The sequence below is a fragment of the Bacillus cereus group sp. MYBK15-3 genome (assembly GCF_051916765.1).
Classification (GTDB): Bacteria; Bacillota; Bacilli; order Bacillales; family Bacillaceae_G; genus Bacillus_A; species Bacillus_A cereus.
This window is the reverse complement of sequence record NZ_JBQAHG010000006.1, coordinates 16,909-29,535: the sequence shown is the minus strand read 5'-3', so window position 1 is coordinate 29,535 and position 12,627 is coordinate 16,909. Positions and strand designations below refer to the sequence as shown.

Sequence of the window (12,627 nt, the reverse complement as noted above, 5' to 3'; positions counted from 1 at the left end):
GCCTACTCATCAAAATATGAAAAGTCAACATTATTCTTTTACATTTTGAAATATTCACTTTCAGTTTATATTCACTTTCAGTTACTTTTCACTTTCAGTAAATTTACCTGCTAATTCGACTGTACCATATTATTTACCCTCGTACTCGTTACTTATTATCAAGCAAGTAAACTTATCGACTGCTACTGCTCTTACTGACTACCTTCAGTTATCAGATGACTGAACATATCCATAACCCTCATCTTTCGACAAAAAAAGAAAGGACAACTACTGTCGCCCTTTCTACCCTCTGTTTGCTTTCTTTACTATCTTCGGCAAATCTACATCTACCTCTTGTAAGAACATGGTTGGATTTTTCTCGTTGTAAGCATACACCAACTTTTTCTTAGCTCGTGTACTCCCTACATAGAATAAACGTCTTTCCTCTTCCAACTCTTCATTATTCTCTTCATCCCCCAAGCAAGGGAATAAATCGTTATCCAGACCTACCATATACACAATATCGTACTCTAACCCTTTTACGCTATGTAATGTACTTATTTGTAAGCTACCCGAACCGATATTTGCTGCTAACAGCGTTTCTTTTCTCTTTTCGTTTTGCTTAAACTCTAATACAGATACCCCTTTAGCAATCCGGTATACATACGATACAACACCTTTCACCTTATCCATCGAGTAGAACCCTTTATCCGATAATCTTGTGTAGTAAGGTGTTAGGAGCTTCCAAGCATACCCGATACAGTTACCCATATTGTTGCTACCCTTAATCTTCTTAGCTAACTCGATAGAATTTGCAGGTGTATGATAGAAGTCATATACCACAACATTTTCATACCAACTTTGTCTAATATCGTTTTTGTACTCATCATATAGTCGCTTATGAATATGCGGGAACACTTTATTACAATGCTCTGCAAACAACTCCCCATCATCCTTCTTAATCATATCTACAATCCCAGTTAACACCTTGTAGATTTTATTGTTCCGCAACGACCATTTTGTTGAAATAATATCAACAGGTATCTTTGCCTCAGCTAACGCATCCGCTATAATTACACGTTGACTGTTCTGACGTACCAGAATAGCAACATCAGCCCCATCACCCTGATATACATCTTCTCCTAAATCTTCACGTAAAATATCTACAATTTTTGCGTAGTTATTACCCATCGGAATACCTAACACTTCTCCGCCTTCGTTGAAAGCCTCCATACTCTTTCTAACCCTACTCATATTCCTCGAGATAGATGGAATAACCGGATGTAAGATATTTTGACTACAACGGTAATTAACCGACAGGAACAAGCGCTTCGCCCCTACATAACGGTACAGGAAGTCCATAATGTATTTAGGGTCTGCTCCACGGAATGAATAAATGGACTGGTCATCGTCCCCAATCGCCACAAACCCTGACGTATTTTCACCCATCAGCAGCTCCATAATCTCCGTTTGGATTGGTGAGATATCTTGATACTCATCCACATAAATATCCTTGAAAATCGTTCTAAAGTTTCGAACCGTTGTATCAGCCTTACGCTCAACTAATGCCTCTCTAAGCACTACCTGCATGTCATCAAAATCAATGACTCCTTCTGCTTTCTTCATTTCTTTATACTTTTCCATAACCTCAATGTAGTTATCTATACTGAAAGAGATTTTATCGCTCATTGGTAGATTCGTAACTCCATCAGGACTAATACCTTTATTGATAATTTGAGAGCGGTAGCTCATCATTTCATCGTAAATATCGTCCTTCTCTCGCGTACCATCGGAACGAATCAACTTCATTAACCCATATTTAAACTTCCCTTCGGAAGCTACACTTATATTTTTATAACCCGGCACAGATGCCAGTAACATTAAAAAGAACGCATGGAACGTTTTAAACGTAGGGGCTCCTCTACCTTTCATACCCATTTTACGTCTAGAGCGTTTATATCTCATTTCCATTTCGTCTTTTGCTTTTCTACTAAATGTAATTGCTAACATATTTGTAGGCGCTACCTTATCCGCTATTTCACGCTTCAACATTCTCGCCACAAGTATCGTTGTCTTACCCGAACCCGCACAACTTAAAACATTCAAGGGAGAACCTTCGTGCATAATAACCGCTTCCTGTTCTTCACTAAAAGGAATACCGAGTGCATCACCTATCCTTGTCACCACTTCGTTTGCCATATATAATCCCTTCCTTTTTCCTGTTTATCTTACCTTAGTGTACCAAAAAAGACTGCCTAAAAAAGCAGCCTTCTTATCAAGGGTCTATATACATGTTCATTAACCTGTTCTAATAAGAAAAGCCGCCCAAAGGACGACTTCCCAACACGATACTATATAGTTATAAAACACAACACATGACAGATGTCCATCTCATATGATAGACCAACTTATTATAATCTATGTCTACTGTCCTAGCAACATATTACATACGGAAGGGGGCAATAAGGGAGTTATGCCCCCTTATTGCATCTGCAGCTCCAGTACAGTACTCGAACTACAATCTGCTGCTTTAGAGTTTATGAGAGTCACAGCAGATATACGGTAATTGAATCTTTGTATAACTCCCCAACGTATAGGTAGGAACATATACAACGATGCAGGTCAACATTCAGACCTACAGTGTCCTATTATATCGTATTTTCCTTATATTAACAATAAGTAATCTTATTCTTTTTTATCATAGTTAACTTCTAATTCTGTTCCTTGTTTCCCGGGGCTTTTCTTACCTTTTCCGTCTTTAGCAGCATCCTTACTTTCTATTTTCCCATCCTGCATATCTTCAGATACTTTATTGATGTTTTCCTTAATCGCATCTGTATACAGATTTGGATTGAACTTGATAAGCTTTGCTTGTGCTTCTTCCTTACCATCTACAACCTCTTTTGTCTCCGCAAAGAGAAGAAACTGCGGTCTCTCAATTGCTAAGGACTTCTTCAATACATCCACACTGTCGTAGTAGTCCGCTAACCCGCCTAGCTTTGTTTGTCTCTCACTGAACGCTTTAAACTCTTTAAGGATAGCACCAACACCGTCCTTAAATACGTTTTGCCCTAAGTCCCACTGTAAGTAAAGCTGCGCTCCACCCGTTAAGCTGCCTGTAATTGCACTGTACTGGTTTAATTTTAAATAGAACGCAAACTCTTCATCCGACAAAGGCTTTACGCTTGCATCCCTATTTAAAGGCTCAAACCCAGTAATAATTAACTCATAATCTTTGTAATCCGGTTCATCTTTTTGAGCAACCGTCTCTTCCCATACACTGTTTAACTTATCTACTTGACGCTCCACCTGTATCTTACCGGACTTTATCTCGTTACCCAATGCATCCTTTTTAGGCTTCTCGTCCTTTTCTTCTTTCTCTTTTTCTTCCTTATCCTTGAGCATATAGTACACCTTTGCTCTAGGCGCTAACTCTTTATCTGAAAGGATTTTTCTATCGTAAATATCTAGCTCTAACCCTGTAAGGTATTTGCCGTCTACATTGTGTTTTTGCTTTAGTGAAATGATGTAGTCGTTAATGTAATTCTGCAACTCATCTTCACCTAGAAACGGCTGTTTAAGATATAATGACGTTTTAAATACAAGGTTATCAGGCGTAAGTCCTTGGTTCACAGTTTTTATCTCGCTAAATACTTCACGTAAACTATTCGAACGCTCCTCTAGTTGCTTCATTTCAGCCCTTGTATTCTCTTTAGCAAGTGCTGTTTTACTATCCTTATCTGACTTACCTCCAAATAGCATAAACCCAGCGACCACAACAGCAAATACAATAACCGTTATGCCTCCGATTTCCTTCACATGGTCTTGAATATACCATTTAATATCTTCTATTTTATCACGCAACCCAAACACCCCCTAAACCGTTTGGTTTAACTGGTTACGCATATTACGCTCCATTTCTCTGTAACGCTGACGGAAAAATGACTCAGAATAACCGCTTTGTTCCTTCGCTTCATCAAACCCTAGCAGCTGCACAGCAATCCAAACTTTTCGATGTAGAATAGCATCACGCATTCTTTGTCTGTTTAGTCTGTTTTCTTCTTTAACTTTAGGTAGGTTTCCTTTTGTCACAGAATGTACCATTAACCTTACAGCAACTCGTGTTACTCCCTTTAGTTCTGCAATCTCTGGGTATGTAAGCCCTGCACGATACACCTTAATTAACTCGTTCCCCGATAGAATTGAGCCTAACGTTTCCCCAGTCTCTCTTACAAGCTGTATTGCCTCCATTGCCTCTTTACCAATAGCCAACCAACTTTCAATTAACTTAACATCTGTACCTTTATCTAATTCGTCTTGTATGAATGATAATACGTAATTCTCTTTTAACATAAAAAACCCTCCAATCTGTTCTCTACCAAATTGGAGGGTTTCCGTTTTTTATTCACTTTCCCATTACTGAACGAATCCCTTTACCTTCTTACAAAGGATTCCAGAGAAGATATCAAGCATCGTACGTTCTTTAGAGTTACAAGCAAACCGTAAGCCTGTTTCATCATCCGCAATATCTATTTTATTCATAGATTCCGTTAACCAAATATCTTCCCCAGATAACACCGCTTTTTCTAACTCGATAGGCTCTAAGAACCTTGTCTGCAAGCGCTGATATACGAGTTTGTTATCTTGGAAGTATAGCGGCTTTACTACACTAAGCGTACCATCTGAGCCGTCCTTAATTCGTGAATCTAGAATCATTAACGGATAGTCCGCATCTGCTACTCGTTCCTCAAACCACTCGACAAACGCCTCAACCCCAAGCGTAGCTTTTAAGAAGAACGCAGTTGCTACATACGCTTCAACTTCTCCCTCTTTTGTACCCAACCCTTCGAGTTTTACGTGGTGTACTGCTGCAAGTTTTGCTAAGTCTTCGACGAAATTCTCGTTTACCGATACCCCGGAAAAATCTACCCGAATATCTGTATCTCCGTTTGCAATTGCCATTTTTATCTTATCTTCAATCCAAGCTATTGTTTTTGCACCGGCTTTGTCCTTCTTTTCTTCCAACACATTAATCAACATCGCTCAACCACCATACCTCTCTGAGTTGTTGCCTTTGTCCCCTCTGTTTTTCTGTCAGTAATTTTTCATCTGTATTTAGTAGGTACATATAGTACCCGATTAGCCTTTCATCGATATCTTTCATAAGATTATCAAAGTAAGATTTTGATAGTATCTGGAATTTCTTCGCAATCACAGCGAACATTTCCTCGTCATTGAATGACTGTATATAATCACCATCTAATGTTGCATACTTTTTAAAATCTAAATTCATCTGGTCAGTCAGTAACCCTGCAGATGTATACCGCACATTATTTGCTGTCGAAACATAGGCTACATCGCCACGTTTACCATTTTCTAATATCTTCTTGTGTAATACGTTAATTAGTCCCTTACCATCCTCATCTGTAAGTTCCCCGTCCAGAATGGCTTGATAAGGGTCGCACCCTAACTCACTGAATACACGCTTTGCTTCTTTGTATATGATATTTCGTAAATAGCTTTCAGCTATGTTTGGGTATGACTCAAGAATTTCCTTATACGACTTTCTTAAAACCATAACCTCATATGCTTCGTTACCTAAATAATTGGTATCCACTAATAATTGGTAGTACTTATTTAACACTTCTCTATGTACTTCACTGTCAGTAATTTTTCGTATTTTTACGTTAAGTACCCCAATATTTCGCATCCGACTTCCTAACTGAATAAAATCCTTAATACTTTGTCCGGTTCGTACTCGGATGGATGTCTTATCCAAGAATGCTACCTCCCATGCTCAAACTCTCGAAAATTATCTCAATCATATAATCACACCTGTCATCCATGTCTATATGATTATACACATCCCCATGCAGGAAATACAATCGTATCTGACAAATTCATGCAGAATTTTACAATCCCGTACTTTCGTATACGCTAATATTAGAATATCATAGGGCAATATACCTTTTTTACCAGATACTCCCTATGATACTTTACTATATTTTACAATTAATTTTTAATGGTAATTTCATCCTACGAAGCGACTTCTAAGCCTCTTTCGTAATCTCGAAGTACAAGAGGAATAACTGTAACCCCTTCAACTGTTTTTAGCTCACTCTTATGCTCAACCATAATGATTTGGAAGTCCTCATTCTTAGCTAGCGCCACGATTACGTCGCCGAACATTCGAATTGTTTCCTCGTCCTGCAACCCAGACAACTTCTCATCAAGTACAATAACCCGACTAGCGCCCGAAAACTTGATTACGATAACCGTCATCAGGAATCCTACAATCTGTGAAAGTGCCGTACCTGTTTGATGTTTAAGTGAGCGCTCCTGCCCGGAATCGATATCCCGCAGAATAACCACCATTTCCTTACCCGAACGCTTACTGATTGTTTCTTCAATACGTGCTTCATATCTTTGCTCTAAAGGTACATTCGCTAACGCATAGTTTAATACATCTGTAAGCGCCTGTTTTGCACCTTCGTTACGCTCATCCGCTATATTTTTGAACATTAACGACGTCTTATTGCATAAGTCTACTTTATCCTGCTTCTCTTTTATGTTGTTTTTAAATCGAGCAACGTAACCACCAACGGTACGTTGCTCATGCTCAGACATACGTAAATCCTCACGCATAGTCTCCAATTTCTTAAAGATTCGACCGACCCTGTCCCTCGTTTTCACCTTGTCTACCCCCTTACTCTTCTAAGTTACGGATAGATAGTAAGCAGTCGCCTTTACTGTGACGGAAATACGCTAACTCGCTATCTAACGACAATTGCAGCTCTACTTCATCTGCTACCGTTCCACTAAGACCACCAAACACTGTAAGGATATCATCACCGTTAACCGCTATTTCAAAATCAGCTACATCTTCTGGAACAGAAAACTCCCCGTCGGATGCGTTATCCCCATTTTCATTACTCTCGCTATCAGATTTAATTTTTCCGACACCGTTATCTACCGTAATCAGGATATCTTCATCATCCTCAGTAAAGATAATTGCTAGTTTTACATAACTAACTAACTCCGTTTTACTTAATGGTAACTTTACATCTTCGCTAAATTCATTGAAGCTATCGTTTACCCTGCGAATGACTCTATTTACATCATCTACTTGGTAGAAGTCCTCACCTACTACAAAGTACACCGTATTGTCCTCTAGCAGCATGTAGAAGTATTCCTCATCCGAACTATCTAACATTGAAATCAATGTATCAGAAGCATCGCTGCTGATTCCGTAATTGACTGGAATAGAATAATCCATACGTACTGCAAAGCGTGTACCTCTTACAAACGACTTGTTGTCCGTAAAGTAAATATCCTGTAAATCATCAGAAGCGTTTTTATCACGCAAACTATGCAGATATGAAAGGACATCTAAGAACTCCGCACGTACAACCTGCTCCCCATCTTCTTTAACACGGTCGATTGTTTCTTTTGCTTCGTTTACTTTATCCAATACCGAATCGCCCTCGTAACCCTTGAAGTTAAGCACAATGCGTCCACTTGTTACTTGTGCCTTGTCCTCAAGCATTTGGAAATCAAGCTCATCTCCTAGCTCTGACAATGGTGCAAGCAGTTTGCTATACTCAAGGCATAGCTCCTGCTCCGCATCCTCTAACCCATCGGCTAGCTTTTGTACTAACGTGTGGTTTTCTCCTACAGAAGCGAAGTATAAACCACCGTCTTTATTTACTACACGTAAGTAATTGTCATCCAACAACTCAATACGTTTATTTGTGATAATTTTACCCGCTGTTTTTAACCCGTTCGCTAAACTTTCTTTTAATAGTTGAACCATACATGCACTACCTTTCTGTATTTACCGTTATATTATTCAAAGTCTGGAAATTCATCGTCATCTTCATCAACGTTATTAACGACCTTACCATCATTGCCTACCATATCCCCGAAGTCCATTACATCATCGTCATCGCCTACATGAGAGGATTCCTCAGCAGCAACATCCTCAACAGGTACTTCCATATCAAGCGCCGTTTCCATATGCTCTACAATCTCAAGCACACGCTCGTTCTTTTCCTCAATGATTAAATCCAGTTCCTCTTTGGTTTCAAACGTAATTCCACGTTTTGACAAAGCTTCTATCTTTGTCTTAACTTCTTCCTTCTTTACCCCTAAACGGGCTTCCACTTTATTTGCCTGTTTCTCCGTATTTGAAAATTTCTTTTTCGCCGTCTCGTAGCGAGCGATTAAACTTTGTGACATAACACAAACTCCCCCTTAACTTGTTATCTACCGTTAGTTTACCACCCTTTCCCAAATAAAAAAGGTTGGTTCTTATCAACCAACCTAAACGAACTATACCCATAAACTTCTTGCTTTTCTTCGATGCTTTTGATGCCTTTTTGTACTTTTTTCATGATACGTATTATCCATCTCAAAACCAATGAAATTACGTCTTAGTTCATCAGCAGATACTGCCGTTACCCCAGACCCTGAGAACGTATCTAGGATTAATTCCCCTTTATTACTATGTACACGCATTATCTCTAACCAAATACTGAACGGTTTCTGCGTTGTATGGAATCGTCGCCCTTGGTCTTCATGCGGAGAAGCCTCGTAACGCCCATCCTCAGCCTTACGCCCATCACGTACATTAAACGTAAACGTATCTGTTGCTGTAATCCACATCGCCTCTTCTAAGGCGTTTAACGGCAACCTATTCGGCATCTGCGGTACAGGGTTAGTTTTATACCAATACTGCAAGCCACGTACGATATAGCCCATTTCCTCGGCTATTCTTGCCATAAGCTCCATATTTAAATAAGAATTGAAAATAAGTGCCTGTCCTGTCTCTGGGTTGATTTTAGGAAGTACCTTTCTCATCCAAGCCTCTGTATCAAAGCCATAATCCCAATCACCAAAATCCATGCCCGTTCTTCCATGACCATATGCCATTTTCGTTCCTTTAACCGAAACGTTGTAAGGCGGGTCAGTGAACAATAAATCGATAGAACCATCGTCAATTTCATCTAATAATTTAAACGTATCACCTTTATGGATTTTATTTACCTCAAGCATGAATTAAACCCCCTGTCTCCTTATCACGAACGCCAGATACGTATACACGACCTGTACTCTCGATTGCTTCTTTCATAACGCTACCTTCAAAGTCGTTAACCACTAGAACCGTACCGCCCTCGTCCGTAAAGCGCAGCACCATCTCTTTTGCTACCTTTAATGCATCCTCTGTATCTGACTCCGCTGTGCGAAACTCCCCATCGAAATATTTTTCATTTCCTAGTAGATTAAACGCCCAACCACGGTCACGTACTCCCCAGATAAACCATTCCTTCATTTCACGGTATTTATTCATAATTGGCTTAGTTGTCTCATCTTGTTCTTTTAACCAAACCAACGCTCTTTTTGTGTTCTTTTTATCTAACGCATCCTCACCTAGACTAGACATAGAGAATACATCAACCCCAATAAGTAGATTCCCACACTTTGGTTTCTTTTTAGCACACTCAAGCGCTGCTTTAATATCCTTTTGTACTTTTTTAATATACTTGTCACGCTTATCTTTAGGTAGCCCTGCAATTCGCTTACCTCTACTTAGCGCCCTCCATGTGTCTACGATAACCAAGTCCGCTGTTTCTACTTCGATTTTTTGCTTCTCTCCCATAAGCTCCTCCTACCTTCTCTCCTTGTTGTTTTTATCTCTAACCATTAACCTACGGTAAAACTCCACCGTGTTTAGCGATATATTCAGCTCTCTCGAAATTATATAATCTCTATCCCCGGCTGCAATTAGTGCTTTTATCTCTTGGATTTTTTCTTTTGTAAGTGTACGTTCGTTTTCCCCTTTCTTCTTTCGCTCTTGTTTACCAAAAATGTCCCCAAGATACGACTTCCGAATGTGTTCTATCTCCGTACACTTATCACAACCCTCACACTCCACATAAGAAACATTATCCTCGTTCTCATGCTCATCCATTAAGTATTCTATACGAGCCAATGCGTCACGCTTGTTTTCAAACGTGACGAGGTATCTTACTTCCTTGCTCATACGTACCATTCTTCTAGCATAGCTATCTGTTTTTGCTTCCTACCTGTATGTTTACAATCCCATAGTTTTTTATATCCCACAGCAACTACACCCCTTACTACACTGCTTTATCATGTATTAGATTTAGTACTTCTACCCCGAACTCTTTCACATCATCGTCCACATCTTCTAATGCACGAATAACATCCCTCGGGTCTTCATGTTTACGTTCCACTGTCTCCATACGTAAACTGAAATCTTTATAATCACTTGCACTTTTCTTAGCTGCCAACGCCTTTTCGAATGAGAAATACTCCTCAGCAGGAATTACATCGATTTCTACTAAACCGAACTCCTCAAGGTTATTTGTATCGATAAGACCGCAGTAACCGTAATCACGCAAGTTTTCCTCTTTGAATGACGTACGACCCATAGCCCCTGTCTGCCACAAGACACTAACTGAGCCATCTTCCATCTCGATATAGATAGGGTCTACATTTTCATGAATATGACCAAGGATACCGATATTGACACCTTTTAACACCTTTGTCGCATCGTAAACCCCTTCTTTGCCTTTTGATTTTAACATCCATAAAGGTGACTCAGGCATTAATACGTTATCATGCAGTACCGCCATAACAAACCAAGATTTATCCTCACGGATTTTCTTAGGTAATTCACGGTCAGCATGCCCATAGTTACGGATATCAATGTAGAATTTTTGACCGTTCTCTTTAAACGCTATACCTTTAGGATTGATAATTAACCCCTCTGATAGCAGCTCATCAAAGAACGTATATTGTTTCTCGTCATTTTTTAACGTAATTTCATTATCGTGATTCCCACGACAAGCGACAACCGGATATATTTTCCCACTCTCTAGTTTTTTCTTTGTTTTATCATCCAACCCGATAAAATTAAACTTTTTACCTTTCATACGCTTCTGCATAATTATACCCAGTAACCTAAACAGCTTACGCCATTCTGCTACCTCCTGCATATCCTGAGGTGTCTTATGTTGTAAGTCGCCCTCAAAGATGACCAACCCTATTTCTTCATCCTCTAAGATAAACTTGATAAGGTTTTTTAGCATCAGCTTGTTATTATCTTTCATTCTTACCGTGTTACGCATCTCTGTAGCGTTTAGATGTAAATCTCCTACATTTAATACCTTCACTGCTAACCCTCCTTAACTATGTACATGCGTAGCACTGACATCGCCACCACACAACGGACATACTCCAATTTCTTTCTCAAAGTCCTTAAGCTCCTTAGCGCTTAACTCTAATTGTCTATCGCTCTTTTCTTTTTCTGCCGTAAGTTCTTCTACTTCTTCATACAACCCACGAAGTTCTTTTAATTCCTCAATGAGTAGTAAATCATCACGGATATCTCCAAAGTCTTTCACTTTGTTCATACGCACCTGCAGTTCAGATAACTCTTCTTCCATCTGCTCCATTTCAAGAATCGCCTCTAACAGCTCCGTCACTTCTTGAATGACCGCCAGACACTCATCTGCTTCTTCTGTATTGTTTGCCTGCAGCTTCGTTTGTAGTACCTTAAGCGTACCCTCTAATTCTGCGACCTCTACCATACTATCTCGCGCACTCGTAAGCTCTTTAATGGTATAGATGCCCTCTTCTGCCTCTTCCATATTAAGCTGTGCTAACCGTTTTTGAAGTTCTAACAGTTCTTGCTCTTTCTCAGCAAGCTCCGCCATATCCTCAGCAACGTCCTCTAACGCCTCAAGGATTCCATACTCCGCCTTTAGTACGTTTTCATATCTACTTACCTCTTTTAACACCTGAGATTTATGGGCTACCTCACTTGTAATATCCGCCAATCTCTCTTCTTCTTGCTCAACCTGTGTTGTAAGTAACTTGATATCCTTAGACTCCGCACTCTTTACCTTCTCGACATGCTTTAACCCTAATAGGAAGTCTTCCGTCCCTAATGCCTTTTGCAGAATGAAGTTATTATCCCCCGGTGTTGTCTCAACAAAAGGAATTACACTATTCTTCATACGTAGGTTTAGTATCTCGTCCGTTTTTTCTTTCTCGTGATATAAATTGAAGTAGTTTTCCAACTCCGGTGGTACTTTACCGCCTGTCTTATCTGCTCTACCAGACTCTCCGTTAGTTAAATCCCACTCATAATAATCGACTGCCCCACGAGATAACGTAACCGTTGAGCCATCCCAACCTGTATAGTCGATAACAAAAAACTCGCTTCCATCACGCAAATAAAATTTATAGCTATTGTTAGGTAAGTTTTTCGTAAGGGCATAAATCGCCATTGTTAACGCACTCTTACCGATATTGTTCTTCCCATCTAACTTAAATACCCCGTTTTTATCGATGTTTATTGTCATATCCTTGATAGACTGTAGGTTTCGAACACGTAGGCTTCTAATTCTAAACTCACACTTCACTTCCTCACGCCCCTTATTTTTTCTTACCCCTATCATATCAAACTTCCAATAGAAAAAAGCCCCGATTCTTATCAAGGCTTGGATTTAAAACATAAAAAAGGAGCAGTCATATCGACTGCTCCCAACAAGTGGTTTATTTCTAAATTTAACAAACAATTAAACAAATATCGTAGAAGGCTTTACACCAAACAAAATG

13 protein-coding genes are annotated in these 12,627 nt (G+C 39.5%); all 13 read right to left on the bottom strand.

The window, feature by feature from the left end; genetic code table 11:
* Window positions 1-282: 282 nt before the first annotated feature.
* On the bottom strand, window positions 283-2,178 hold the full coding sequence (locus ACTFR8_RS22080; RefSeq protein ID WP_221660140.1) for an ATP-dependent helicase: 1,896 nt from the start codon (window positions 2,176-2,178) through the stop codon (window positions 283-285).
* Between the two features lie 486 nt (window positions 2,179-2,664).
* Window positions 2,665-3,843, bottom strand: coding sequence for a hypothetical protein (locus tag ACTFR8_RS22075; RefSeq protein ID WP_440027869.1), 1,179 nt, complete (start codon window positions 3,841-3,843; stop codon window positions 2,665-2,667).
* Window positions 3,844-3,855: 12 nt separating this feature from the next.
* Window positions 3,856-4,332: a hypothetical protein gene (locus ACTFR8_RS22070; protein WP_221660134.1), complete on the bottom strand. Its 477-nt coding sequence runs from the start codon at window positions 4,330-4,332 to the stop codon at window positions 3,856-3,858.
* A 63-nt stretch (window positions 4,333-4,395) separates the two neighbouring features.
* The gene (locus ACTFR8_RS22065) at window positions 4,396-5,019 is read right to left on the bottom strand and encodes a hypothetical protein (protein ID WP_221660128.1); all 624 of its coding nucleotides are present in this window, start codon (window positions 5,017-5,019) and stop codon (window positions 4,396-4,398) included.
* Window positions 5,009-5,758 carry a hypothetical protein gene (locus tag ACTFR8_RS22060; protein WP_440027866.1) on the bottom strand — a complete coding sequence of 250 codons (750 nt, stop codon included), beginning with the start codon at window positions 5,756-5,758 and terminating at the stop codon, window positions 5,009-5,011. Before ACTFR8_RS22060 ends, ACTFR8_RS22065 begins: the two co-directional genes overlap by 11 nt.
* A 257-nt stretch (window positions 5,759-6,015) precedes the next feature.
* Window positions 6,016-6,672 (bottom strand): hypothetical protein, encoded by a 657-nt coding sequence (locus ACTFR8_RS22055; protein WP_221660117.1) that lies wholly within the window; start codon window positions 6,670-6,672, stop codon window positions 6,016-6,018.
* A gap of 13 nt (window positions 6,673-6,685) precedes the next feature.
* Window positions 6,686-7,792, bottom strand: a complete 1,107-nt coding sequence (locus tag ACTFR8_RS22050) for a hypothetical protein (RefSeq protein ID WP_440027863.1) — start codon at window positions 7,790-7,792, stop codon at window positions 6,686-6,688.
* Between the two features lie 32 nt (window positions 7,793-7,824).
* Window positions 7,825-8,217, bottom strand: coding sequence for a hypothetical protein (locus ACTFR8_RS22045; RefSeq protein WP_440027860.1), 393 nt, complete (start codon window positions 8,215-8,217; stop codon window positions 7,825-7,827).
* Between the two features lie 93 nt (window positions 8,218-8,310).
* Window positions 8,311-9,033 carry a DNA-methyltransferase gene (locus ACTFR8_RS22040; protein WP_440027857.1) on the bottom strand — a complete coding sequence of 241 codons (723 nt, stop codon included), beginning with the start codon at window positions 9,031-9,033 and terminating at the stop codon, window positions 8,311-8,313.
* The gene (locus ACTFR8_RS22035; RefSeq protein ID WP_440027854.1) at window positions 9,026-9,637 is read right to left on the bottom strand and encodes a hypothetical protein; all 612 of its coding nucleotides are present in this window, start codon (window positions 9,635-9,637) and stop codon (window positions 9,026-9,028) included. The genes ACTFR8_RS22040 and ACTFR8_RS22035 overlap by 8 nt, the downstream gene beginning before the upstream one ends.
* A 9-nt stretch (window positions 9,638-9,646) precedes the next feature.
* Window positions 9,647-10,021 carry a hypothetical protein gene (locus ACTFR8_RS22030; RefSeq protein ID WP_221660099.1) on the bottom strand — a complete coding sequence of 125 codons (375 nt, stop codon included), beginning with the start codon at window positions 10,019-10,021 and terminating at the stop codon, window positions 9,647-9,649.
* A 97-nt stretch (window positions 10,022-10,118) separates the two neighbouring features.
* Entirely contained in the window at window positions 10,119-11,177 is a 1,059-nt protein-coding gene (locus ACTFR8_RS22025) for a metallophosphoesterase (RefSeq protein ID WP_221660095.1), read from the bottom strand.
* A 12-nt stretch (window positions 11,178-11,189) separates the two neighbouring features.
* The gene (locus tag ACTFR8_RS22020; protein WP_440027851.1) at window positions 11,190-12,431 is read right to left on the bottom strand and encodes an AAA family ATPase; all 1,242 of its coding nucleotides are present in this window, start codon (window positions 12,429-12,431) and stop codon (window positions 11,190-11,192) included.
* Window positions 12,432-12,627 lie beyond the last annotated feature (196 nt).